The sequence below is a fragment of the Streptomyces flavusporus genome (genome assembly GCF_046267975.1).
Lineage (GTDB): Bacteria > Actinomycetota > Actinomycetes > Streptomycetales > Streptomycetaceae > Streptomyces > Streptomyces flavusporus.
Genome location: NZ_CP176503.1, coordinates 3462506 through 3485977 on the forward strand (window position 1 = coordinate 3462506; position 23472 = coordinate 3485977).

Below are 23472 nucleotides of genomic sequence, written 5' to 3' on the forward strand. Positions count from 1 at the left end.
CCGCTTCGATCAGCTGCTGTTCGGACTGCTGGTGGGGCTGGGACTGCCAGAGGGACTGGGACTCTTGGTGGGCTTGGGACTGCTGTTGCCACCGCCACCGCCCGTGTTGTCGGCCTGGGACTGCGCCTTCTCGGCCCGCTTCAGCGCCTCCTCCAGGTCTTCCTGGGCCCTGCCATAGGCCTCCCAGTCATTGTTCTTCAGGGCTTCCTGGCCGGCCTCGAAGGCCTTCTGGGCGTCGCTGAGCGCTTCCTGGACCGTGGGGTTGTCCGACGTCGGCGGCGGTGTCGTGTCCTCACCTTCGCCCTCGTCCGGTGGTGTCGGGGTCGAACCCTCCACGCCGAAGACCTTGTTGAGGGCCTGGTCGAGAGTGTCCTCGAAGGCGGTGTTGCCGCCGTAGGACACCAACACCTTGCGCAGCAGCGGGTACTTCAGTCCGCCACCGCGTACGTAGACCGGCTCCACGTACAGCAGTCCGCCGTTCAGTGGCACCGTCAGCAGGTTGCCGTACTCCACTTCCGAGTCGCCGCCTCTCAGCAGCCGGATGGACTCGGCGATGTCCTGTTCGGAGTTGAACTGGCTCTGGACCTGTTTGGGTCCGTTGACCGTCGTACTGGTGGGCAGTTTCAGGATTCTGATCTTGCCGTAGCCGCTGGTGCCCGCCTCGGCGTCGACCGACATGAACGCGCTGAGGTTGTCGCGCCCGTTGGGCGTGAACGTCGTCGTCAGCGAGAACGCCTGTTCCTTCTGGTCGGGCATCTTCATGCTCAGGTAGTACGGCGGCACCGCGTCGCCCGACTTGTTGGTCGGGTCGTCCGGCACCTGCCACACCTCGCTGCCGCTCAGGAACGTGTCGGCGTCCTTGACGTGGTAGCGGGTGAGCAGCTCGCGCTGGACCTTGAACAGGTCCTGCGGGTAGCGGAGATGGGCCATCAGCGAGCTGCTGATCTCGCTCCGCGGCTCCACCGTGTCGGGGAACGCCTTCATCCAGGTCTTCAGGACCGGGTCCTGGGTGTCCCACTGGTAGAGCTTGACCTCGCCGGTGTACGCGTCGACGGTCGCCTTCACCGAGTTGCGGATGTAGTTGACCTGGTTCTGCTGGGCCACCACCGCGCGCTGGTCGTTGGTCGCGGTCAGCGAGTCCGCCGTGGTGGTACCGAGGGTCGTACGGGAGGCGTACGGGTATCCGTTCGTCGTCGTGTACGCGTCGACGATCCACTGGATCTTGCCGTCCACCACCGCCGGGTAGGCGTCGCCGTCGATGGTCAGCCAGGGGGCGACCGCCTCGACGCGCTCCTTGGGTGTGCGGTTGTACAGGATCCGCGAACCCTCGCCGATCGCGCCGGAGTACAGGATCTGCGGCTCGTTGAGCGCCACCGCGTACGCGGCCCGGTTTATCGGGTTGGCGAGGTTGATCCCGCTCTTGCCCTCGTAGCTGTAGGTCTTCTCACCGCTGTCGTCGGAGTAGTCGATCTCCTTCTGGGGACCGCCGACGATCGAGTACGTGTTGGTCTTCTCGCCGTAGTAGATCCGCTGCTCGTACCTGGGCAGCTGGCCCTTGGACGGCAGGTCGGACTCGGTGAAGACCGGGCGCCCCTCGGAGTCGGCGGTGGTGCCCTTGGCGGCGACCACGCCGTATCCGTGGGTGTAGCGGAAGTGGTTGTTGATCCAGTTCTGCTTGTCGATGCCCGCGTAGTTCAGCTCACGCAGACCGATGACCGTGTCCTGGTCCTTGCCTTCCGCGCTGTAGCGGTCGACGTCCAGATTGGTCGGGAACGCGTAGTACTTCCGCATCTGTTGGAGCTGCTGGAACGTCGGCGAGACGATGTTCGGGTCCATGATGCGGATGCTGGCCGTGGAGTCGACGTCGTTGCGCAGCTTGGTCGCGTCCTCGGTGTTGCTCGTGCCCGAGTACTCGGTGACCTGGGTGCCCTCGATGCCGTACGCGTCACGCGTCGCCTTGAGGTTCTTCGCGACGTACGGGGCTTCCTTGGCCTGCTCGTTCGGCTGGACCTGGAACTTCTGCACGATCGCCGGGTACAGCCCGCCGATGAGGATCGCCGAGAGCACCATCAGGCCGAAGCCGATGAGGGGCAGCTGCCAGGTGCGCCGCCAGATGGTGGCGAAGAACAGCAGGGCGCAGATGACGGCGATGCAGAACAGGATCGTCTTGGCCGGCAGATAGGCGTTGGCGTCGACGTACCGCAGGCCCGTCCAGTTGTCCGTCGCCTTGAAGTCGCTGGACTTGACCGCGAGGCCGTACCGGTCGAGCCAGTACGCGACCGCCTTCAGCGCGACGAAGATGCCGATGAGCACCGACAGGTGTCCGGTCGCGGCGGCCGTGGCGCGCGCGCCGGGGCTGGTGATGCGCAGCCCGCCGTACAGGTAGTGGGTGAGCGCGGCGGCGATCACGGAGAGGATCGCGGCGGCGAAGCCGAAGCCGAGCAGGAACCGGTACCAGGGCAGGTCGAAGGCGTAGAAGGCGACGTCCAGCTGGAACTGGGGGTCCTTCTGCCCGAAGGGCACGCCGTTGACCCACATCAGCCAGGTGCGCCACTGGCTGGACGCGGACGCGCCCGCGATCAGGCCCACCAGGGCGGTGATCCCGAGCAGCAGCCACTTCTTGTAGGGCGCGATGCCCATCCGGTAGCGGTCGAGGCTCTGCTGCTCCATCGACATCGCGCTCAGCGGCGGGCGCAGCCGGTGGGCCAGCCAGATGTTGAATCCGACGGCGACGGCCATGAGCAGGCCGAAGACGAAGAAGAGTCCGATCTTGGTCCACAGGGTGGTGGTGAAGACGGACGAGTAGTTCACCGACCGGTACCAGAGCCAGTCCGTCCAGAAGCCCGCGAACATGGTGAACGCCATGCCGAGTACGGCAAGGACGCCCAGTGTCATGAGCAGGGTCCGGACTCGCCGGGACGGGCGGCCCACTCTGATCCGTGGCCCCGTCGGGCCTCCGCCGCGGTCCGGCATCTGGAAAGCCAAGGTGGCACCTCGAAAATCGCTGTTGGTCTGTCAGGCCCTGTGTTCGCGGGCCGTTCGATGGGCCCCGTGATCGTAGGCCCTCACCTATGCAACTTACTCACGCTTTACTCGGTTCCCGATTCCGGCCGGGAACGAGGCAGGATTGTGACCATGTCCAACACTCCCATGGCAGCGAGCCCGCTCACCCGGGCCGTACTCGAGATCGACGAGTACGCCTCCGGCCTCGGCTGGGACCAGCCCGCCCGCCTTTTCGCCCTTGTAGACACCGCGCAGCTGCGGGCCCAGGAACCCGCGCTCGCGGCGCAGCTCGGCCTGGGGGACGAGCAGGAGGCCGCCGGTCTCACCCCGATCGAGCAGGACGAGGTTCCAACGGACAAGCCGCTCGACGAGTTCCTCGGCACGATCGCCTGGCCCGATGCGGTGGCCGGCTGTGCGCTGACGGTGGAGCGGCTGATGCTGCCGCCGTCCGCGGAGGCGCAGGTTCCGGAGGACCTGGACGAGGCCGCGCTCGCGAAGTGGGTGGCGCGGCACCCGGAGCGCCAGGAGGTCCGGATGACGGTCGCCGTCCTGCGGGACGGTACGCGTGAGTCGGCGCTGCGGCTGCGGGAGAAGGATTCGCCGACGGAGGTCCTCACCGGCTCGAAGCTGGTGCCGGGGCTGGCGCAGGCGCTGGCGGCGACGTTCGAGGAGTGAGGTCCACCTGTACGGCACTGGAGGGCGCCCTTGATCGTGCGGGCGCCCCCGGCCGTGCGTGAGCCCTGTCGCTCAGCCCTTGGTAGTGCACTTCGGCAGGTCGGCGGTGTCGCCGCTGCGGATGTCCTCGAGGGCGTCGAGCGCGTCGTCGATGGTGTTCACCTTGACGAGCGTGAGACCGCTGGGGGTGTCCTTGGCGGCGGACGCGCAGTTGTCGGCGGGCGTCAGGAAGTACTGGGCGCCCTTGCTGCGTGCGCCGACGGTCTTCATCTCGATGCCGCCGATGGGGCCCACCTCGCCTTCGTCGTCGATGGTGCCGGTGCCGGCGACGAACGAGCCGCCGGTGAGGCTGCCCGGGGTGAGCTTGTCGTAGACGCCGAGCGCGAACATCAGGCCGGCGCTGGGGCCGCCGACGTCGGCGAGCTTGATGTCGATGGTGAACGGGAACGTGTGGTCCGTGCCCGCGGAGATGCCGACGATGGCGCGCTTCTTGCCGGTGTCGTCGGAGGTCGTGGTGGTGATCGTGACCTTCTCGGTCTTCGTCGCCGTCCGGTTCTCCTTCTCGGCGGCGGCCTGCGCCTTGGCGGGCACGATCGTGAAGACGACGTCCTCGCCGGGCTTGTGCCTGGTCACCAGTTCGGCGACATCGGCGGGCGCCTTCACCGTCGTACCGTCGACAGCCTTGATCACATCACCGGCGTGCAGTCTGCCCTCGGCCGGGGAGTCCTTGACCACGGTGGAGACGATCACCCACGACTTCACCGGTACGTCCAGTTCCTTCAGGGCGGCGACTTTGGCGCTCTCCTGGGACTGGCTGAACTCCTCGGCGTTCTCCTGGGTGGACTCCTCCTCGGTCTTGCCGTCCGGATAGAGCGTGTCGTGCGGGACGACCTTGTTGTCGTGCGCGAGCCAGCCGTAGACGGCCTCGACGAGGTTCATGCGGTAGTCGGCGCTGGTGACGCGGACGGTCGTCATGTTGAGGTTGCCGCTCGTCGGATAGGTCTTGCGGCCGGAGATCTGCAGCACCGGCTCGCCGTCGTGGTCCCCGAGGGTGTTCACCGTGGGCCCCGGGGACATCTCCGAGTACGGCACGGGGATGAGTACTCCCGCGCACAGGAGCGCGATCAGCATCAGGGTGGAGGCGAGCATCGTCGCGGTGCGGCGTGGCATGGAACGACAGTACGGGACGCTTCTGTCAGCGCACCGTCAGGGCGTCCTGGCGGTCACGGGCTGGTGCGGGACTTCTCCATGGCCTCACGGAAGCGCGCGTACCCGTCCAGCTCGGGGCCGTCGCTGCGCGCCCTGCGGGTCCGGTTGGCCCAACTGCCCCACAAGCCTGCGGCGATCGCAGCCACAAGCGGAATCAGCAACCAGGCGAGCGCCGCCATGCCGACCTCCCAACCCGATGAGCGTCTGCGACTGACTGATCAGCAGATCAACCGTCTACACCGACAACGCTCACGTCAGGGGTGCGGTTACGCAACCGGAAGGGTTAACGGAGCCCCCCACAGATTTCAGCAGGCGCCGACCCACTCCTCGGTTCCGTCCGAAAACTTCTGGTGCTTCCAGATCGGCACCTCGTGCTTGAGATCGTCGATGAGCTTGCGGCAGGCCTCGAAGGCCTCCCCGCGGTGCGGACACGACACGCCGACGACGACGGCGAGGTCCCCGACCTTCAGATCCCCCACACGGTGCACGGCTGCCAGCGCCCGCACCGGGAACTCGGCGACGACCTTCTCGGCGATCCGCCGCATCTCGGCCTCGGCGGTCGGGTGGCAGGAGTATCCGAGCTCGTCCACGTCGGCTCCCCCGTCGTGGTTCCGCACGGTCCCCACGAACAGCGCGGTCCCGCCGGCGGCGTCGTCCCCGACGGCCCGGAAGACCTCGTCGAGGGAGAGCGGTGTCTCGCGGATACCGATCAGCTTGATGGGATCCTGCGCGCCCTGCTCACCGGGATGATCGTTCATAGCTGCCATGGCTCCATCGTGCCTCACCCCTGAGACACCTCGAAATACAGGTGACCCACGTAGCTGCGGGCAGTCGTGCCTCCCCCAGTGCCTCAAGGGCCTGGGGAGACCCCCAGGGCGATGGGGCCCCCGCTCGAGCGAAGCCGAGAGTGGGGGAGGCACCCGCCGGCGCGGGGCAAGCGAGCCGACGCAGCCACGCCGGCCCACAGCACCCCTCAGATCCGCCGCCGAGCCTTCCGAGCCCGCCGCACCACAGCCGCCGCACCCAGCAGCGCCACCGTCGCGCCCGCAGCCCCCGCCGCAGTGGCGTCCTTGCGTCCCAGCCGCCGGCCGACCACCGTGTGCCGCCCGGAAACTTCCTCCAGCAGCTCCGCAAGCACCTCCTCATTGGTCCACTGCGGCCGCCACCCGGCGTCATGCAGCCGGCTCCCGCTCACCACCCACGGGTACATCGTGTACGCCAGATCCCCCGCCGGAGACGGTGTGAGCCCGATCCGGTGCAGCCGGGCCGCCGCCCCGAGCGCGACCGCCGAGGGCAGTTCCATGCGCCGGATCCCGCTCAGCTCCTCGACCTCCTCCTGCTCCAGCCACCCGTCACAGCCGACGGCCAGTTCCCCGTCGACCTTCTCCAGGACGGCGTACTCCAGAGCACTGCACAGGTCCTCGACGTGGCAGAACTGCCAGGCGGGCCGCGAACCGGCGACGACCAGCAGCCGAGGGGACTCGAAGTACCTGGTCAGCGCGGTATCGGTGCCGCCGACCAGCACCGCGGGCCGTACCACGGTCACATTGAGTCCCGGATGCGCCCGCGGAGCGCGCCGCGCGAGCCGCTCGATCTCCAGCAGGTCCCCCACCCCCGTGGCCTCCGCGGTGGCGCGCAGTTCGGCGTCCTCGGACAGCGGCAGCTCGTTGTCCGGCAGCGCTCCGTAGACCATCGCCGATGTGCAGAGCACGACCCGGTGGACCCCGGCCGCGGCGGCAGCGGTCAGCACGGTCTGCGTGCCGCGCACGTTGTACGCCGTCCGGGCGGCCGCGTCGCTCTCCAGGTCGAGGTCGAGCGCCAGGTGCACCACCACGTCCGCGCCTCGCAGCTTCTCCGCGATCGCCGGGTCCCGCACGTCGAGGATGTGCCACTGCGCCGCCGCGCACTCTCCGCGCCGCTCGTCGATGGCGATGACCTGCTTGATCTCCTCCGACGCGGCCAGCCGCGCGGTGAGCAGCGCGCCGACGCCGGACGCGGCGCCGGTGACCGCGACGACGGGCCCGCGCAGGGCCGACGGGGTTGAGTGGTTTCGCGCTGCGCGAACCTGCGGATCTGGGGAACTCACCGGGTGTCTCCAGCGGTTGTCTTCACATACGAGCGCGAGTGACGCGTACGTACCAGGTGGCATCCATCCTGCCGCAGGCCGTGAGTCGGCGGAGCACCGAGGCCCGAACCGCCCCGGGTGTCTACGCTGGGTGGTGTTGTCGGGCAGTCGTGCCGTCGGAAAGAACCGGCGGCCTTACCAGCCGAGGAATCCCGTGAGTGACACCCCATTCGGATTCGGCCTTCCGCCGGAGGAGCCGGAGAACGGCGACGAGGGCAAGAAGAAGGACGACCAGCAGAGCGGTGGTGGGCAGGGACCGGCCAACCCGTTCGGTTTCGGGCTGCCCGGCGCCGGAGGCTTTGGCGGCCCCGGTGCGGACAATCCGCTCGCTGCCATGTTCGGTTCGCTGAACCCCACCGATCTGGGCGCCGCGTTCCAGCAGCTGGGCCAGATGCTCTCCTACGAGGGCGGCCCGGTGAACTGGGACATGGCCAAGCAGATCGCCCGCCAGACGGTCTCCCAGGGCACGTCGGACGGCTCGAAGGACGCGAGCGTCGGCTCCGCCGAGCGCACCGCGGTCCAGGAGGCCGTCCGCCTGGCCGACCTGTGGCTGGACGATGCCACGTCCCTGCCGTCGGGCGCCGCCTCCGCGGTGGCCTGGAGCCGCGCGGAGTGGGTCGAGGCGACCCTGCCCGCGTGGCAGGAGCTCGTCGACCCGGTCGCCGAGCGTGTCGGCGCGGCCATGGGCGATGTCCTGCCGGAGGAGATGCAGGCCATGGCGGGCCCTCTGATCGGCATGATGCGCTCGATGGGCGGCGCGATGTTCGGCACGCAGATCGGGCAGGCCGTGGGCGTGCTCGCGGGCGAGGTGGTCGGTTCGACCGACATCGGCCTGCCGCTCGGCCCGGCCGGCAAGGCCGCGCTGCTGCCGGTCAACATCGAGACGTTCGGCAAGGACCTGGGCGTACCGAAGGAGGAGGTGCGGCTGTATCTCGCCCTGCGTGAGGCCGCCCACCAGCGCCTGTTCGCGCATGTGCCGTGGCTGCGCTCGCACCTGTTCGGCGCGGTCGACGGGTACGCGCGCGGGATCAAGGTCGACACGGCCAAGCTGGAGGACGTCGTCGGCCAGTTCGACCCGCAGAACCCCGAGCAGCTGCAGGACGCCCTCCAGCAGGGCATGTTCCAACCGGAGGACACCCCGGAGCAGAAGGCCGCCCTGGCCCGTCTGGAGACCGCTCTGGCGCTCGTGGAGGGCTGGGTGGACGCGGTGGTCCACGCGGCGGCGAAGCCTCGTCTGTCGTCCGCCGACGCCCTGCGCGAGACGCTGCGTCGCCGGCGCGCCTCGGGTGGCCCGGCCGAGCAGACCTTCGCCACGCTGATCGGCCTGGAGCTGCGCCCGCGCCGGCTGCGCGACGCCTCCCGTCTGTGGGCGTCCCTCACGGACGCGCGCGGTGTCGACGGCCGGGACGCCCTGTGGGCCCACCCGGACATGCTGCCGACGGCCTCCGACCTGGACGACCCGGACGGTTTCGTACACCGGGAGCAGATCGACTTCTCCGAGCTGGACAAGATGCTCGGCGAGGCGGCGGACAAGCCGGACCTCAGGAAGAAGGACCAGGGCGAGGTCAAGGACGAGGACAAGGGCGACGACGCCGAGTGAGCCTGCATGACGACGCGGTCCTCGTACTCAAGAGCTACGAGGACCAGCACGAGCTGCGCCAGACCTACCTCGACCATTTGGCGGAACGTCCGGACGGCATGTGGAAGGACTGCACGGCCGGGCACATCACGGCCAGTGCTCTGGTCGTCGATCCGCAGCGCGAGCGCGTGCTGCTGACCCTTCACAGGAAGCTGCGCATGTGGCTCCAGATGGGCGGGCACTGCGAACAGAGCGACAGCACGCTCGCGGGCGCGGCGCTGCGCGAAGCCGTGGAGGAGTCGGGCATCGCCTCTCTGCGCCTGCTGCAGAGCGGCCCGGTGCGTCTGGACCGCCATCACACGCCGTGCGCCTGGCATCTGGACGTGCAGTACGCGGCGATCGCCCCGCCCGGGGCTCTGGAAGCCATCAGCGACGAGTCCCTCGACCTGCGCTGGTTCGCCTACGACGAGGTCGCGGACGTGGCGGACGACTCGGTGGTGCGACTGCTGGCCGCCACACGCGCCCGCATCTGAACCGGCGTAAGGGGCGGCCGCTCAGCTCCAGACGTTCCCCTGGTTCTGCCCGCGCGCCCCGTGCTGCCCCATGCCGAACTGCGCGGCGGCACCCTGGCCGATCTGGGCGTTCTGCGGCGGCAGCAGTTCACTGGGCTGGATCAGCGCGTAGCCGGTGCCCATGAAGCTGAGCTCCCAGCCCTCTCCGGTGTTGCCGCGGCGCCGCCACACCCCGGAGGAGTGCGTCTGCGCCTGCATCTGCACGCGCAGCCCGGTGGACCAGGCGACGATCGCGTCGGCGTCGCAGTTGACGTACTTGTCCGGTGTGACCTGCATCATCAGCGGCATGCCCGAGGTCATGAGGGCGACCTGGCCGCGGCCGGTGATGTTGAGCTGGTACTTCCCGGAGCCGGAGATGCCGTAGAGGCTGTCGACGGCGATGACCTCGTGGTGCAGGGAGGAGTCCATCGCCAGCACATAGCTGCTGTCGACGGTCAGCCCGTCCTGATCCACGTCCACCATGTGAACGTGCTGCTTGAGGTTGGCGAAGTAGACCGTGCCCTGCCCATGGCAGCGCATCAGGTCCAGGCCCTCGCCGGTGTGCGCACGCGCGCGTGACTGGCTGTTGCTCTGGTACTCGGCGTCGAACTCGACGAGTCCCTGGTAGGCGACCGTGGTGCCCTTGCGGGCCAGGATGTCGTCGTGGCCCTCCAGGGCGACGCGCAGCATCTGCTTGTTCTGCAGGCTCCAGCGTTCCTGGGTCTGCTGGTCGTTGTGGGCGAAAAGCGGACTCTGCATGGTGTGGCGCTCCCCCTCAGCCCCGGACCCGGAGACGGTCGGTGCTGTCCTCGCTGGGCTGGACGACGACGATGCCCTGGCCGGAGAAGGCCATCTGGTAGGCCTCACCGCTGCCGCGGCCGATGAGCGACTGCGCCTTGAAGCTGCGCTTGCCCTTCACCTTGAGGTTCGGCGACCAGGCGACGAGCGCGTCCGGGTCGACGTAGGTCTCGTCCTCGCCGCCGCCGCAGTCGACGACGATCGGCTTGCCCCGGGAGGTCAGCGCGACCCAGCCCTGCCCGGAGATCCTGGTGTTCCACAGGCCCTGTCCGGCGAACTTCGCCAGCCCTTTGACCCGCTCCACGCCCCACGTGAGGTGCGCGTCGAAGGCGAGCAGGTTGGTGGCGTTGACGGAGATCCCGTCGCCGTTGAGGTTGATCACGACGACGTTGGCGCCGTAGTCGGCGAGGTAGAGCAGGCCGTCCCCGGAGCACTTCATCAGGGGCGCGCCCTCACCGGTGAGCCAGTCCTTCGCGATCTGCCGGACGGCCGGCGGGTTGGGCTCGTACTGGATGAAGCCTTCATAGGCGACCATCGACCCCACGCGCGCGAGGAGGTCGTTTCCGGTCTGCATGGCGACCTTCAGCATGTGGTTGCCGTGGTTCTCCATGCGGGCGGTGACGGGTGCGGGGGCGTAGCCCGCGAGCGGCTGGTTCATGACGGGCTCTCCCTCAGATCTCGTACGGCTGGACGACGATGAAGTTTCCGGGCGCGCCGCGGAACTGGAGGTTGACGCTCTCTCCGGTGTCGCCGGGGTAGGCGTTGCGGCGCATCCGGACCTGGCTGGAGACGACCACCTGGGAGGCGGCCGACCAGGCGACCACGGCGTTGCAGTCGGCGAACGTGGTCGGCGTGACCGGCAGCACGACGGGCGTGCCGTGCGTCTTGACGACGATCGTGCCGGTGCCGGTGAACTGCATCGTGAACAGCGCGCCGCCCGGGATGCCGTGCCCCTCGATCCGGCGGACCTCGTACTGCAGGCTCTCGTCGAAGGCGAGGACGTTCTCGGCGGAGACGCAGATCCCGTCGCCCTGGAGCTCGATGGGGTGCAGCATCGTGGAATTCTCGGCGAGGAACACCTGGCCCTGGCCGGTACAGCGCATCAGCTGCATCTCCTGGCCGGTCGCGTTGCCCACGATCCGGCCGGCGAATCCGGCGCCCTTGTAGCTGAAGTCGACCTTGCCCTGGTAGAGCACCATGCTGCCCTGCCGGGCGAGTACGGGCTGGCCGCCGATGCCGAGGTCGACGCGGACGAGCTTCCTGTTCTGCTGCGTCCAGCGCTGCCCGGTGGGCGTCTCCTTGAACTGCTGGAGTGCGCCGGCCACACCGGGCGCCTGCGGGGCGCCACCCTGGGGGGCGCCGTAGGGGGCCGCCGACTGACCGGGGACCTGCCCGGCGGGGGGCTGCTGCCCGTAGCCCGGGGGCGGGGTCGGCTGTCCGTAACCGGGGGGCGGCGTGGGGGCCTGCGGGGCCTGCGGGGGCCTGCGGCTGTGCGTAGCCGGGGGGCAGCGGGGCGGTCTGGCCGGGGGCGCTCTGGCCGTACGAGGGCTGGGGCGGCTGCTGGCCCGGCTGGCCGTACGCGGGTTGCTGCTGGCCGGGCTGGCCGTAGGGCGGCGCGGGCGCCGGGGCGGGCGGTGGCACGGCGCCGCCGGGCGGGGTCATGGGCGCGACGACGGTCGGCGCAGTGTGCACCTGAGGTGCGGGCGCCGACGTTGGGGGCGGGGTGGCTCCCGCGGAGGGCGCGAATCCCTGCGCTGCGGGCTGCGGCGTGGGAGCCGGGGAGGGTGCCGTGGTGGGCGCGGGTGCGGCCGGGGCTCCGAACGCGGGCGGTGCGGCGGCCTGGGCGGGCGGGGCGAACCCGGGAGCGGCACCGGCGGGCGGCTGAGGCTCGGTCGGCGTCTCCTCCTCGGCGACCTCACCACCGAAGTTCTTCAGCAGCGCCTCCAGCCCGCCGTCGAAGCCCTGTCCGACGGCCGCGAACCGCCACACGTCCTTCAGGTAGAAGTCGCCCAGCATGACGGCCCGTTCGGTGGAGAACTCCGAGCCGTTGAACGAGTACCGGGCCACCTCCTCACCGCCCGCGACGATGCGGATGTATCCAGGGTTGATCTGCGGCATCTGCCCGGCGCCGTCGATCGTCGCCGTGAACGACAGCTTCTGGATCTGCGGCGGGATCCGGTCGAGCGTGACCCGGAAGGACTCCGTGTCGCCCGCCTGGGCACCGAGCAGTTGCAGGGACTCCTCGGGAGACTTCGGCTGGTTGAAGAAGACGAAGTACCGGTCGTCCGACAGCCGTTCGTCGGCGTCCAGACCGAAGCAACTGATGTCGAAGCTCAGTCCAGGACCCGAGATCTGCACACCTACGTACAGATCCGTGCCCGCGGTGAGATCACTGATCCTGGCCTTGTGGCCGCGTTGGAATTCCCTGGCCATGCGTAACGACCGTCCCCCATCCGGAATGCGAGTGCGTCGCGCCAGGCTAACGGCAAACGCGGACACCGGACGAAGTCGGTACAGACCCGGTACAGAACCACTGCTCAGCGGTGGCTGAGGACAGGTCAGCCCGTCGCAGGGCGGGGATCACTCACCGCGCGCGCCGGGCAGATGCGGCAACCGCTCGGCGGCGACCACGCCTTCCAGGTAGCCCCGCGCCCGCTCGGTGCGCGGATACGCCTCCAGCAGCCGCCAGAAGCGGGGCCCGTGTCCGGGCACCAGCAGATGCGCCAACTCGTGGAGGAGGACGTAGTCGAGGACGTATTCGGGCATGCCCTGCAGACGGTGCGACAGCCGGATGCTGCCCTCGGACGGGGTGCACGAGCCCCAGCGCGTGTTCTGGTTGGTGACCCAGCGCACCGAGGCGGGTCGGGCACGGCCGTCGAAGTACTGGGCGGACAGTCGCTCGGCACGCTCGGCCAGTTCGGCGTCGCCGAGCGCCCGCTTGCTCTCCTGGGCGGCCAGTTTGTCGAGCATGACGGTCACCCAGCGCTGCTCCTCAGCCTTGGACATCCGGGCTGGGATGAGCACGACGGTGCGATCGCCCTCGCGGTACGCAGAGACCGTCCTGCGTCGACGGGCACTCCGGCGCACCTCGATCGGGCTCGCCCCCGAGCCGCTCGACGGCGGACTCGTCGTGCTGCGCTGTGGCTTTCCGGCGCGGTGCAGTGGGTCGGCGGACACGCCCCGACGTTACCCGCTGCACACGGGGGAAGTCCCGACTCCGGGACGGTTCGATTCCGATCCCCCACCGAGCGTTTGATTTGTACGACAAACATGCCCCGCCTGTGGACAACTTTCGGCACCGGACGGCCGCGCCAGGCATGCTGGCACTCGTCGGCGGAACACAGACCACCTCCACCGACGAACCGCAGTAAAGAGCAACAAACGGTACAAGCAGGGGCAGGGCAGGGACCAGGACCGGGACCTGACCGCGACCTTCCAGGGGCTACGGGGGCCTGACATGCATCCGAAAGTGAAGCCCGCGCTCAGGCGCGGCTGGCGCGACCTCAACACCGTGCAGTTCGGCATGACACCGGCGCACGCGATGACACTGGGTCCGATGGATTCGGCCACGGGACACTTCCTCGAACTGCTCAACGGCACTCGCGGCCTGCCGCTCCTGCGCGAAGAGGGACGGCGCATGGACCTGCCGGACGGTCATGTCGACGCGCTGGTCGAGCGGCTGGCCCGGGCCGGACTGCTCGACGACGCCAAGGGAGGCAGCCCGGCCGCCGACGCACTACGCACGAAGAAAGAGGTCCTCGACCGGCTCCGCCCCGACGTGGCCTCGCTGTCCCTGACCACCTCCCGACCCGGCGACGCGATCAGCCGCCTGGCCGCCCGTCGCTCCCTCCGCGTACAGGTGCGCGGGGCCGGCCGGGTGGGCACCGTCCTGGCCTCCCTGCTGTCGGGCGCCGGAGTCGGCGAGGTGGACGTGCGCGACTGCGGCCGGGTCGAACCGTGGGATGTCGCGCCGGGCGGGCTGCCCGCCGAGTCCGTCGGCGAGCGCCGCGACGAAGCCGCCCGCCGTGCCGTGCGCCGCGCCGCACCGGACCGCCCACCCCGCCGCGGCCCCAGGCCACGGATCGAGGCGGCCGACCCCGGCTACTCACTGGTGATCCTCGCCCCACGCGACGATGTCGCCGTGCACGCCCCCGCCCCGGACACCGCAGAACCACTCATCACTTCGGGTACGCCCCACCTGTATGCCGGGGTCGTCGAGGGAACCGGCGTGGTCGGGCCGCTCGTCCTGCCCGGCGAGACGGGCTGCGCCCGCTGTCTGCACGAGGACCGCACCGACCGGGACCAGACCTGGCCACGCCTGGTCGCCCAGTGGCGCTCGGGCAGACAGCCCCATGTCCGCCCCTGCGACCTGGCCCTGGCCACCACCGTCGCCGGGCTGGCGGCCGCACACACACTCGCCTTCCTCGACGGCCAGATGCCCTCCAGCGCGGGCGCGCGCTGGGAGGTCTCGCTGCCAGGCCTTCAGTGGCATGCGCGGCCGGTCTGGGCCCATCCCGCATGCCCGTGCGGGGCTGCGGAGAGAGGTAAGGGGGAACGCGCCTCGGAGGATGCGGAGGCACACGAGACAATGGCGGTGGAACGGTCGCCGAGGGAGTTACGCCGTACGGCGGGCGCGGCGCGACCGGCTGGGACCTGGAGGGCGCATGTCTGATCTTCCCCGCAAGGCGGTCACCCGTACCGCCAAGCTCGCCGCGCTCCCGCTCGGCTTCGCCGGGCGGGCCACCTGGGGCCTGGGCAAGCGGATCGTCGGCGAATCCGCAGAGATAGTCGGCCGCGAACTGCAGCAGCGGACGGCCGAACAGCTCTTCAAAGTGCTCGGAGAGCTCAAGGGCGGCGCGATGAAGTTCGGGCAGGCCCTGTCCGTCTTCGAGTCGGCCCTGCCCGAGGAGATCGCCGGCCCCTACCGAGTGGCCCTCACCAAGCTCCAGGAAGCGGCGCCTCCTATGCCGACGCGCACCGTGCACACCGTGCTCGGCGAGCGGCTCGGCGAGGACTGGCAGGAGCTGTTCCTGGAGTTCGAGGACAAGCCGTCCGCGGCGGCCTCGATCGGCCAGGTGCACCGGGGCGTGTGGCACGACGGACGTGAGGTCGCGGTCAAGGTGCAGTATCCGGGAGCAGGCGAGGCCCTGCTGTCCGACCTGAACCAACTGAGCCGTTTCTCCCGCCTGGTGGGTCCCCTCATTCCCGGCATGGACATCAAGCCGCTGATCGCGGAGCTGAGGGACCGCGTCTCCGAGGAGCTGGACTACGGCCTGGAAGCGCAGGCCCAGCAAACCCACGCAGAGGAGTTCGCCGACGACCCGGACGTCCTGGTGCCGGCCGTGGTCCACCAGTGCGACGAGGTCCTGATCACCGAGTGGATCGACGGTATTCCGATGTCAGAGATCATCAGGGACGGCACCCAGGAACAGCGCGACCGGGCCGGTCAGCTCCTCGCCCGTTTCCTCTTCTCCGGCCCGGCCCGCACCGGCCTCCTGCACGCCGACCCGCACCCCGGCAACTTCCGCCTCCTGCCCGGCGGTCCGGGCGGGGACGACGACTGGCGCCTCGGAGTCCTGGACTTCGGCACGGTCGACCGCCTCCCGGGCGGCCTGCCCACGCCCATAGGCCACTCCCTGCGGATGACCCTCGACGGCGACGCACAGGCCGTCTACGACCTGCTCTGCGAGGAGGGCTTCGTCAAACAGTCCATCGAGCTGGACCCCGACGCGGTCCTCGACTACCTGCTGCCCATCATCGAGCCCGCCCAGGTCGAGGAGTTCACCTTCACCCGCGGCTGGATGCGCAGCCAGGCAGCCCGCGTCGCCGACCCCCGCTCCCCCGCCTGCCAGCTCGGCAAGCAGCTCAACCTGCCGCCCGCGTACCTCCTGATACACCGGGTGACCCTCAGCACCATCGGGGTGCTGTGCCAACTCGGCGCGACGGTAAGGCTGCGCGAGGAACTGGAGGAGTGGCTGCCGGGGTTCCTGGCGGAGGAAGGCGTGGACGAGGAGGACGGCATGGGCGAGGAGGAGGCTGCGGCGGAGGCGTGAGCCGGGCTGTTGGGCTGCCGTTTTCGGCTACTTGAAGGGGGTTGGGGGGCGGGGTGGGGGGGGAGGGCCCCAGAGCCCCTACCACCACGCCGAGTCCAACCGCCCCTCAATCGCCCTGAGGTTCTCCCGCGAGCAGGAGTCGCAGAAATAGCGGCGAGTGCCGTGCTCCACAGAGCACGTCCAGGTGGGCTGCGGGCCGCGGGCCTGGGCACCGCAGCGGGCGCAGACGATGGGTCGGGGCTTCGGGGCAGAGCCGCCGTCGTCACTGCCTCCGGGAAGACTCGTCACCCGGCGACGATATCGCCGTACCCGACGGTTCGCAGGACACAACGCACCGCGGGGGCCGGTCCGCTCGGACGGACCGGCCCCCGCGGGGAGCTTTTGCCTCCTCAGGTCGGGAGGCCACCGCTTCAGGTGTTCCGGGTTACTGCATGACGGCCATGGCGAGCGCGCGGCGGGCGCGCCTCGAGGCCCGCTCGGCCCGGCGCTGCATCCGGCGCGCGGCCACCAGGCGCAGGGCCCGGCGCTCCTGGTGCGCCTCGTGCAGCCGGTCGTGCATATGCGCACGGGCCAGGGCTTCTGGGATGAGTTGCATCTCGCGGGTCCTGTTCTGGCGCGAGTCGTTCGCGCCGGTGGTGGTGACGTCTGGTGTCGCGGAGCCGGTGGGCTCGTTGGTGGACGGCTTCATCGGGGCCTGCTTCTGGGGGTCGTGCGTGAGGGGGCGGTCGATCGTTCCTGCGGTGTTCATGCCGTGACCGGGTTCTTGCGCGGGCGGCCACGCGGCCGCTTCCGGGCGACGACGACACCCTGGACGAACAGCTCGCCACCCCAGACGCCCCAGGGCTCACGCCGTTCCTTGGCGCCGGCGAGGCAGGCCTCGATCAGCGGGCAGGTACGGCAGAGGGACTTGGCGTACTCCACGTCCGCCGGCGACTCGGCGAAGAAGACCTCCGGGTCGTAGGAGCGGCAGGGGACGGGCACGCCGAGGTTCTCGATGGCGTCGTCGAGCGCGGTGAGCGCGGTGAGCGGGGTCAAGGTGGAGTCCTCCGTGAGGCCGGGCGGGGGGATCGTTTCGGAAGGCGGTACGGACGGGGCGTGCGCTTCGAGTTGCACGGTGTCGTCTTCCTCGTCTGGTCGTTCCGGTCCTGTGGGACCGGGTGGCGGCTGGTACCGGGTTCTTTTCTTGTCCCGAGGCCCCTTCGCTCTGTCATCCCGTTCGGGACAAACAGAAGGGCCGCGGATCCCGAGTGGGGTTCCGCGGCCCTGAAGGCGCCGGCCTGATCGCCGATCAGGCTGGATCACTCCAGGGTTCTGGCCCACGGAAGGCCCACATCAGGTGGTGCTGCGTCGTCTGCTTCCGGAATCCGGCACCGGTCGCCGTAAAGGCATAGGCCTTGGCCTGTGCCACTACTGCCGCTTCCAGTGCCTTGGTCGGTCGCTCATTGCGCTCACGGACGGGAAGTCCCGCGAGAGACAGGGAGGACGCCGGACGGACGGCACGAATGCCGGACAGACCGGTGCCCAGGTTGGAGACGCCGAGCATGCACACGGAGGCGACCGAGCGATCGGTCATTTTGACGATGCTGGTGGTGCTGTTCTTGATGCTGATCACTGGACTCGCCTCCTCTCGGCGTCTCGGGGGACTGGGGTGAGCCAGTCCGACGGATATGCAAGTACAACACGGAATCAGGGCCTCCGAGAAGGCCGCTGTTCCCGTGGCTAAGAACCTAGGGGGATTGCTGGGGCATGCGCAAACTATTTTTTCGACGAGTTGGTATCAGTCCCCTCTTCCTCTCCCTCTGGCTCGTGGCCTGCGCAGATGGCCAGGACGTCGGTCCCGTAGCGGTTGAGCTTGCGCACTCCGACCCCCGGGATTCGAGCCAGTTCGCCCTCGTCGTCAGGGGCGGCCTCGGCGATCGCCATCAGCGTCTTGTCGGTGAAGACGCAGAAGGCCGGCTGGCCGCTGCGCCGTGCCTGGACCTCGCGCCACTGCCTCAGCCGTTCGTAGAGCTCCTCGTCCATGTCGGAGGGGCAGTCCTCACAGCGCATCAGCTTCATCTCGCCGGCGTCGGTGAGGGTGCGTCCGCAGACCCGGCAGCGGGCCGGGGTGCGCTGGGTCCGTCTCGGCGCGGCGGGACCTGTGCCGCTGCCGCTGTGACCGCGCTCGATGCCACCAGAGGCCCCGGCCCCGCTGCGGCCCCCGGTCGCGGCCGATCCCGGACGCAGTCCGTCGAGGAAGCGGCTGGGGCGCCGATTGGGGCGGCCGCCGGGTGAGCGGGCGAGAGACCAGGAGACGTGGAGATGGGAGCGTGCGCGGGTGACGCCGACGTAGAGGAGGCGGCGTTCCTCCTCGATCTGTTCGTCGGTCTTCGCGTAGGTGATCGGCATCATGCCCTCGGCGACTCCGACGAGGAAGACGACGTCCCATTCCAGGCCCTTGGCGGAGTGCAGAGAGGCGAGGGTGACGCCCTGCACGGTGGGTGCGTGCTGGGCGTTCGCGCGTTCGTCGAGCTCTGCGACGAGGTCGCTCAAGGTGGCGTCGGGCCGGGCTGCCGCGAAGTCCTGCGCGAGGTTCACAAGTGCGGCGAGGGACTCCCAGCGCTCTCTGACGGCGCCGGATCCGGCGGGGGGCGTGGTCGTCCAGCCCTCGCCGGACAGCACTGCCCGGACCTGGGAGGGCAGGTCAACGGCCTCGTCGAGGAGCGAGTCGTTACCGCCGAAGCGGGCCGCTCCGCGCAGGGCGATGCCTGCCTTGCGCACTTCGGGGCGGTCGAAGAACCGCTCGGCGCCGCGCAGCTGGTAGGGGATCCCGGCGTCGGCGAGGGCCTGCTCGTAGGTCTCGGACTGGGCGTTGGTGCGGAACAGGATGGCGATCTCACCGGCCGGGACGCCGGCGTCGAGGAGCTCGCGGATGCGGCGAGCGGCGCCCTCGGCCTCGGCGGGCTCGTCGGTGTGTTCGGTGTAAAAGGGCTCGGGGCCCGGGGGGCGCTGGGAGACGAGTTCCAGCCGATGATCGGCGGCGCGGCCGCGGGCCTGGGCGAGCAGTCCGTTGGCGAGATGGACGACCTGGGGTGTGGAGCGGTAGTCGCGGACCAGTTTGACGACGGTGGCGCCGGGGTGGCGGGTACGGAAGTCGAGCAGGTGGTCGGGGGTTGCTCCTGTGAACGAGTAGATCGTCTGGCTGGCGTCGCCGACGACGCACAGGTTGTCCCGGTCGCCGAGCCAGAGTTCCAGCAAGCGCTGCTGGAGGGGGCTGACGTCCTGGTATTCGTCGACGACGAAGTGCTGGTACTGGGCGCGGACCTGCTCGGCGATGTCGTGCCGGTCCTGAAGGATGGCGACGGTCAGCAGCAGGACGTCTTCGAAGTCGATGACGGCGCGGTCGCGTTTGAGGTCTTCGTAGGTGGAATAGAGCTGGACGATCTCGGCCGGGTCGCGTGGAGCCTCACGGCTGGCCTTCGCTGCTGCGAGCGGGTAGTCGGCGGGGACCGTCTGGGTGACCTTGGACCACTCGATCTCGGCGGTGATGTCCCGCAGCTCGCCCCGGTCGAGGCGGATACGGCAGGCGGCGGCCGCGTCGGCGACGAGTTGGAACTTGCGGTCGACGAGCCGGGGCATGGAGCCGCCGACTGCTTTCGGCCAGAAGTACTGGAGCTGGCGCAGTGCGGCCGAGTGGAACGTGCGGGCTTGGACGCCGGTGGCGCCGAGCTGGCGAAGGCGACCGCGCATCTCGCCGGCGGCGCGGTTGGTGAAGGTGACGGCGAGCACACTGGAGGGCTGCAGGATGCCGGCGCGTACGCCGTAGGCGATGCGGTGAGTGATGGCCCGGGTCTTGCCGGTGCCTGCACCTGCAAGCACGCACACCGGGCCGTGCAGCGCGGTGGCGACTTCGCGCTGCTCGGGATCGAGCCCTTCGAGCACCGCGTCGGCTCCGCTCGGCGGAGCCGAGTACTGAGCACTGCCGGGGCACTGCGGGAAGGCGGTGGAGTGCGTTGCTGCTGTCACACGGCCATGCTGCCAGGTCGCCGGAGGCGGGTGAGCCGGTTGTCCACAGGCGAACTCCTGCAGTCGTACTAATGCGGCAGGCGTCACGTCCTGCCGTATACCCCCGGCGGGAATGGCGGACCGTTCGCGTACGTTCCCCCTCTGCGACCATCCGTCCCCGACCCGCCGAGGAGCGCGAGAGACATGCCGGGCACTGTGACGATGTACAGCACCACGTGGTGCGGCTACTGCCGCCGGCTGAAGAGCCAGCTGGACCGCGAGGGCATTGCGTACACCGAGATCAACATCGAGCAGGACCCGGAGTCCGCGGCGTTCGTGGAGAAGGCGAACGGTGGCAACCAGACGGTGCCCACCGTTCAGGTAGTTCCCTCCAGTGGTGGCACTGAGGTCGTGATGACGAACCCGAGCCTTGCCCAGGTGAAGCAGGCGCTCGGCGTCTGATCCCCGCGATACGCAACCCCCGATCGGCCTGGAGCTGATCGGGGGTTTGCGCGCTCCGGGGACTTTCCTGTTTTGGAAAGCCGGGGATCTTGACCGTGCTGGCCGAAGGCCAGAAGCATCGAACGCGACAAGGACCGTCGACCTGAGGGGGAAGCCGTGGGCACACCGCTGCGGAAGCTGTCGGGAGACCCGGAGTGCAAGAACGGCACGTGCCCGACGCTGTGGGGTACGGACGATGGCAAGGACTAAGTGGTGCAGGGTTACGTGATCACCGACCCTGAGCGGCTGGCACAGCTCGATCTCCCCGAGGGAGAGACGGCCGTCATGGTCCCGGCCGCCGTACTTGAGGAGTTCTTCCGTGCTCAGCGGTGAGGAGTTCGGCCGTCTCTTCGAGACCTTCGAGCGGACCGCGTTCCGGCTGGAGACGCTCGACGTGTATGACGTGGAGGAGGAGCGGGAGGAGATCGCTCGGTTCCTCGCGGGTGAGGACATGGGCCCGGAGTGGAGCGACAACCCATGGGTGCGCTCGATGACCGACAAGGGCAAGAGCGTGTCCCGCGTTCATGTCCTGCGCTCCCCTCTGACTGACTACCTGCGTTACGAGCTGTCGGCTTACCCCGGCAACATCAAGGCCGGGGAGTCCATCGGGATCATCGACCTTGCCGAGCAGAAGGTGACCGGCCTGCCCGATCACGACTTCTGGCTCTTCGACGACCGTGACGTGTACCGCATGCACTACACCCCCGAGGGCAAGTTCATCGGCGGTGAACTCCTGCCTACCGACCGACTGAGGGAGTACCAGGGTTACCGCGACGTGGCGCTCACCCGCGCCGTGCCGTTCGCGGCCTACTGGGAGCGGCATCACTGACCACGGAGTCGATCGGGAGAGCCCTGCGGGCACTGCGGGAAGCATCGGGACTGACCGGTGACGCGGTAGCCCGCAGGGCTTCCATGTCCGCAGGGAAGCTCTCGAAGATCGAGAACGGCCGGACCCTGCCCACCGTTCAGGACGTCGACCTGATCCTGTCCGCGCTCGGCGTCTCGGACGCAGTGAAGGAACAGTTCCTCGCAACTGCCCGAGCCGAGGTCACTGAGGCCACAGCGTGGCGCCTGCTGCGCCGTATGGGCCCGTGGAAGCACCAGAACACCATCAAGGCCATCGAGGCCAACACCGCCGCTCTCAGGCTGTTTCAGGGACAACTCATCCCCGGACTCCTCTAGACTCCGGAGTACGCCACGGCGGTGTTCTCCCTGCCGCCAGCTTTGCCGGACGAGACCAGGGCTCGGACGGTGGCAGCGAGGATGGAGCGGCAGGCGACGCTCTACGAAGACGGCCGGTCGTTCTACTTCGTGATCTGTGAGCACGTCCTACGGTGGCTGATCTGTGAGCCAGTCGTGATGGCGGTACAACTTGATCGGCTCGTATCCCTGTCCCGCCTTCCCAACGTGACCGTTGGGGTGGTGCCCCTGGCTGGTCGGATGCCGGACTTCCCCATGACGTGCTTCAGCATCCACGATGACCGGCTTGTGATCGTCGAGACGTTCCACTCGGAGATCACGACACGGGACCCAAGGGACATACAGACGTACGTCGACACCTTCGAGCGGTTCGCCGACGTGGCGCTCTTCGGCGATGACATGCGCGCCCTGGTCGAGAGCATCCGAGACGAGTTCTTGCCTCAACAGGAAAGAACGTAGGGCCGCTTCGCTGGAGCCCCAAGGATGGATCGCAGCGAGATCCAGGCGGGGAGGCCGTACAGGATGAGCACACCGAAGACGACGATGGCGGAGCCAGTGCACCTGACAGCTCCAGCCCGGGAGCCGGACCCTGTGGCAGGCTGCCGCGAGTGCCTCGGTATCGCGGTGACTCGAACCAACGCCCGATCGGTTGGGGACTACTCGAAGGCGTCAGATGCGAACGTCGTACTCCGTACGCACCTGCGGGAAGACCACGGGGCCGAGTGACGGTGCGCTCCGTCATGCGGTACGTGAAGCACAGGATCACGCAGCACCCGGACACTGACGTGACCTTCGAAGCGGAGTGCCTTTACTGCAAGTGGATGGCCACGCCCTCGACGGATGGCGCGGCGGTCGACGTGGAGTGCATGAGCCACACAGGCCGGAGCGGGCACAAGGGCTTCCGACGGATCTGCACATCGTTCGCGATGGTGGTCCGGGAAGAGTGAGGGACAGACCCCCGGCGCGCTGAGGGACGGCGAGCACCACGACCGAGGTGCGCTGGAAGGGGGGCGGTTCGAGCGACGCGCGCCCCTGTGCCTGCCCCTGTCGGTTCCCCCCGTGGTCGGCAGGGGCGGGCATCGTGACGCCCGTCAGACGCCCATGCATGACAACGGCCCCCGGCTGGAACCGAGGGCCTGTCTGCGCCGCTGTGCGCCTGCCTCAGGCGCTCTCGCCCAGGTGGCGGTACAGAGTGGCTCGGGAGATCCCGAGAGCCTTGGCGATGGCGCTCACGCTCTCGCCCTTCGCCTTCCTGGCACGGGCCACGGTGAGCACGTCCTCATCGACGACGGACGGCCGTCCGCCTGTACGCCCCTGCGCCTTGGCTGCGTCGAGTCCGGCGCGGGTGCGCTCCTTGATGAGGCTGCGCTCAAACTCCGCCATGGCTCCGACCACCTGAAGCATGAGACGGCCGTCCGCAGTACCGGGGTCGATGTTGGCCAGTGCACCCGTGAGCACCTTGAACCCGATGCCGCGCTCTCGAAGGGTGTCGACCATGGTCACAAGGTCGATGAGCGACCGGGCGAAGCGGTCGAGCTTCCACACGCACAGGGTGTCGCCCGGTCTGGCGTAGTCCAGTGCGGCCGTAAGCTCTGGCCGGTTGATGTTCCTCCCGCTGGCCTTGTCCTCGAAGATGCGGGCGCACCCTGCGGCCGTCAGTGCGTCGCGCTGAAGCTGTGCTTCCTGGTCATCGGTGGAGACGCGGGCGTAACCGATGAGCCGGCCAGTGATCGCGTTCGTCGTCATGGCCGGAACCGTCTCAGAACTCATCTCAATAAGTCAAGTCTGAGACGG

General features: G+C 69.1%; 22 protein-coding genes and 2 pseudogenes. 9 read left to right on the top strand and 15 right to left on the bottom strand.

What is annotated here, in order from left to right; genetic code table 11:
• Positions 1-9: 9 nt before the first annotated feature.
• Complete coding sequence (locus ACKTSN_RS16320) at positions 10-2973, bottom strand: UPF0182 family membrane protein (RefSeq protein ID WP_409474843.1); 2964 nt, start codon at positions 2971-2973, stop codon at positions 10-12.
• 162 nt (positions 2974-3135) lie between these two features.
• Here ACKTSN_RS16320 and ACKTSN_RS16325 point away from each other — a divergent pair, with 162 nt between their 5' ends.
• A complete protein-coding gene (locus ACKTSN_RS16325; protein ID WP_409469808.1) occupies positions 3136-3678 on the top strand; it encodes a PPA1309 family protein in 543 nt (180 codons plus the stop codon).
• A 72-nt stretch (positions 3679-3750) separates the two neighbouring features.
• Here ACKTSN_RS16325 and ACKTSN_RS16330 read toward each other — a convergent pair whose 3' ends face one another.
• The 4 genes from ACKTSN_RS16330 to ACKTSN_RS16345 all read right to left on the bottom strand — a co-directional run bounded on the left by ACKTSN_RS16330 (position 3751) and on the right by ACKTSN_RS16345 (position 6973).
• Positions 3751-4848 carry a YlbL family protein gene (locus ACKTSN_RS16330; protein WP_409469809.1) on the bottom strand — a complete coding sequence of 366 codons (1098 nt, stop codon included), beginning with the start codon at positions 4846-4848 and terminating at the stop codon, positions 3751-3753.
• Between the two features lie 53 nt (positions 4849-4901).
• A complete protein-coding gene (locus tag ACKTSN_RS16335) occupies positions 4902-5033 on the bottom strand; it encodes a hypothetical protein (RefSeq protein ID WP_409475125.1) in 132 nt (43 codons plus the stop codon).
• Between the two features lie 159 nt (positions 5034-5192).
• Entirely contained in the window at positions 5193-5654 is a 462-nt protein-coding gene (locus tag ACKTSN_RS16340) for a molybdenum cofactor biosynthesis protein MoaE (RefSeq protein ID WP_409469810.1), read from the bottom strand.
• A 206-nt stretch (positions 5655-5860) separates the two neighbouring features.
• The gene (locus tag ACKTSN_RS16345) at positions 5861-6973 is read right to left on the bottom strand and encodes an SDR family oxidoreductase (protein WP_409469811.1); all 1113 of its coding nucleotides are present in this window, start codon (positions 6971-6973) and stop codon (positions 5861-5863) included.
• Between the two features lie 193 nt (positions 6974-7166).
• Between ACKTSN_RS16345 and ACKTSN_RS16350 the strand changes: the two genes are divergently transcribed.
• Together ACKTSN_RS16350 and ACKTSN_RS16355 are read left to right on the top strand one after the other, a co-directional pair.
• Positions 7167-8612 (top strand): zinc-dependent metalloprotease, encoded by a 1446-nt coding sequence (locus ACKTSN_RS16350; RefSeq protein ID WP_409469812.1) that lies wholly within the window; start codon positions 7167-7169, stop codon positions 8610-8612.
• On the top strand, positions 8609-9124 hold the full coding sequence (locus tag ACKTSN_RS16355) for an NUDIX hydrolase (RefSeq protein WP_409469813.1): 516 nt from the start codon (positions 8609-8611) through the stop codon (positions 9122-9124). Before ACKTSN_RS16350 ends, ACKTSN_RS16355 begins: the two co-directional genes overlap by 4 nt.
• A gap of 21 nt (positions 9125-9145) precedes the next feature.
• Here the strand turns inward: ACKTSN_RS16355 and ACKTSN_RS16360 are convergent, their stop codons facing one another.
• The 4 genes and pseudogenes from ACKTSN_RS16360 to ACKTSN_RS16375 form a co-directional block, all read right to left on the bottom strand.
• Positions 9146-9901, bottom strand: a complete 756-nt coding sequence (locus ACKTSN_RS16360; RefSeq protein WP_409469814.1) for an AIM24 family protein — start codon at positions 9899-9901, stop codon at positions 9146-9148.
• Positions 9902-9917: 16 nt separating this feature from the next.
• Positions 9918-10598: an AIM24 family protein gene (locus ACKTSN_RS16365; protein ID WP_409469815.1), complete on the bottom strand. Its 681-nt coding sequence runs from the start codon at positions 10596-10598 to the stop codon at positions 9918-9920.
• Between the two features lie 13 nt (positions 10599-10611).
• Positions 10612-12373: pseudogene (locus tag ACKTSN_RS16370) on the bottom strand (TerD family protein).
• A gap of 147 nt (positions 12374-12520) precedes the next feature.
• Positions 12521-13117 (bottom strand): M48 metallopeptidase family protein, encoded by a 597-nt coding sequence (locus ACKTSN_RS16375; RefSeq protein ID WP_409469816.1) that lies wholly within the window; start codon positions 13115-13117, stop codon positions 12521-12523.
• Between the two features lie 280 nt (positions 13118-13397).
• On the opposite strand from ACKTSN_RS16375, the gene ACKTSN_RS16380 reads away from it, so the two are divergent.
• Both ACKTSN_RS16380 and ACKTSN_RS16385 read left to right on the top strand, forming a co-directional pair.
• Positions 13398-14612: a TOMM precursor leader peptide-binding protein gene (locus ACKTSN_RS16380; RefSeq protein WP_409469817.1), complete on the top strand. Its 1215-nt coding sequence runs from the start codon at positions 13398-13400 to the stop codon at positions 14610-14612.
• Positions 14605-15993: an ABC1 kinase family protein gene (locus ACKTSN_RS16385; protein WP_409469818.1), complete on the top strand. Its 1389-nt coding sequence runs from the start codon at positions 14605-14607 to the stop codon at positions 15991-15993. Before ACKTSN_RS16380 ends, ACKTSN_RS16385 begins: the two co-directional genes overlap by 8 nt.
• 78 nt (positions 15994-16071) lie before the next feature.
• On the opposite strand, the gene ACKTSN_RS16390 is transcribed toward ACKTSN_RS16385, so the two are convergent.
• The 5 genes from ACKTSN_RS16390 to ACKTSN_RS16410 all read right to left on the bottom strand — a co-directional run bounded on the left by ACKTSN_RS16390 (position 16072) and on the right by ACKTSN_RS16410 (position 19998).
• Positions 16072-16281: a hypothetical protein gene (locus ACKTSN_RS16390; protein WP_409469819.1), complete on the bottom strand. Its 210-nt coding sequence runs from the start codon at positions 16279-16281 to the stop codon at positions 16072-16074.
• Positions 16282-16417: 136 nt separating this feature from the next.
• The gene (locus ACKTSN_RS16395) at positions 16418-16741 is read right to left on the bottom strand and encodes a hypothetical protein (protein WP_129802262.1); all 324 of its coding nucleotides are present in this window, start codon (positions 16739-16741) and stop codon (positions 16418-16420) included.
• Complete coding sequence (locus ACKTSN_RS16400; protein ID WP_019072119.1) at positions 16738-17106, bottom strand: WhiB family transcriptional regulator; 369 nt, start codon at positions 17104-17106, stop codon at positions 16738-16740. The genes ACKTSN_RS16395 and ACKTSN_RS16400 overlap by 4 nt, the downstream gene beginning before the upstream one ends.
• 175 nt (positions 17107-17281) lie before the next feature.
• Entirely contained in the window at positions 17282-17605 is a 324-nt protein-coding gene (locus ACKTSN_RS16405) for a hypothetical protein (RefSeq protein ID WP_129802263.1), read from the bottom strand.
• 143 nt (positions 17606-17748) lie between these two features.
• Positions 17749-19998 carry an ATP-dependent DNA helicase UvrD2 gene (locus ACKTSN_RS16410; protein ID WP_409469820.1) on the bottom strand — a complete coding sequence of 750 codons (2250 nt, stop codon included), beginning with the start codon at positions 19996-19998 and terminating at the stop codon, positions 17749-17751.
• Positions 19999-20181: 183 nt separating this feature from the next.
• Between ACKTSN_RS16410 and ACKTSN_RS16415 the strand changes: the two genes are divergently transcribed.
• From ACKTSN_RS16415 to ACKTSN_RS16430, 4 genes and pseudogenes are all read left to right on the top strand, one after another.
• Positions 20182-20439, top strand: coding sequence for a mycoredoxin (locus ACKTSN_RS16415; RefSeq protein ID WP_224737487.1), 258 nt, complete (start codon positions 20182-20184; stop codon positions 20437-20439).
• Between the two features lie 358 nt (positions 20440-20797).
• Positions 20798-21307, top strand: coding sequence for a DUF6879 family protein (locus ACKTSN_RS16420; RefSeq protein ID WP_409469821.1), 510 nt, complete (start codon positions 20798-20800; stop codon positions 21305-21307).
• Between the two features lie 23 nt (positions 21308-21330).
• On the top strand, positions 21331-21660 hold the full coding sequence (locus ACKTSN_RS16425) for a helix-turn-helix domain-containing protein (protein ID WP_409474844.1): 330 nt from the start codon (positions 21331-21333) through the stop codon (positions 21658-21660).
• 12 nt (positions 21661-21672) lie between these two features.
• Positions 21673-22137, top strand: a pseudogene (locus ACKTSN_RS16430) (DUF5753 domain-containing protein); the annotation flags it as partial.
• A 702-nt stretch (positions 22138-22839) separates the two neighbouring features.
• Here the strand turns inward: ACKTSN_RS16430 and ACKTSN_RS16435 are convergent.
• Complete coding sequence (locus ACKTSN_RS16435; protein ID WP_409469822.1) at positions 22840-23424, bottom strand: recombinase family protein; 585 nt, start codon at positions 23422-23424, stop codon at positions 22840-22842.
• Between the last annotated feature and the right edge of the window lie 48 nt (positions 23425-23472).

Bases quoted from the DNA above. Each gene is read 5' to 3' on its own strand.
- ACKTSN_RS16325 (WP_409469808.1), top strand. From the start codon at position 3,136: ATGTCCAACACTCCCATGGCAGCGAGCCCGCTCACCCGGGCCGTACTC.
- ACKTSN_RS16395 (WP_129802262.1), bottom strand. From the start codon at position 16,741: ATGAACACCGCAGGAACGATCGACCGCCCCCTCACGCACGACCCCCAG.
- ACKTSN_RS16360 (WP_409469814.1), bottom strand. From the start codon at position 9,901: ATGCAGAGTCCGCTTTTCGCCCACAACGACCAGCAGACCCAGGAACGC.
- ACKTSN_RS16330 (WP_409469809.1), bottom strand. From the start codon at position 4,848: ATGCCACGCCGCACCGCGACGATGCTCGCCTCCACCCTGATGCTGATC.
- ACKTSN_RS16340 (WP_409469810.1), bottom strand. From the start codon at position 5,654: ATGGCAGCTATGAACGATCATCCCGGTGAGCAGGGCGCGCAGGATCCC.
- ACKTSN_RS16385 (WP_409469818.1), top strand. From the start codon at position 14,605: ATGTCTGATCTTCCCCGCAAGGCGGTCACCCGTACCGCCAAGCTCGCC.
- ACKTSN_RS16365 (WP_409469815.1), bottom strand. From the start codon at position 10,598: ATGAACCAGCCGCTCGCGGGCTACGCCCCCGCACCCGTCACCGCCCGC.
- ACKTSN_RS16380 (WP_409469817.1), top strand. From the start codon at position 13,398: ATGCATCCGAAAGTGAAGCCCGCGCTCAGGCGCGGCTGGCGCGACCTC.
- ACKTSN_RS16435 (WP_409469822.1), bottom strand. From the start codon at position 23,424: ATGACGACGAACGCGATCACTGGCCGGCTCATCGGTTACGCCCGCGTC.
- ACKTSN_RS16415 (WP_224737487.1), top strand. From the start codon at position 20,182: ATGCCGGGCACTGTGACGATGTACAGCACCACGTGGTGCGGCTACTGC.
- ACKTSN_RS16320 (WP_409474843.1), bottom strand. From the start codon at position 2,973: ATGCCGGACCGCGGCGGAGGCCCGACGGGGCCACGGATCAGAGTGGGC.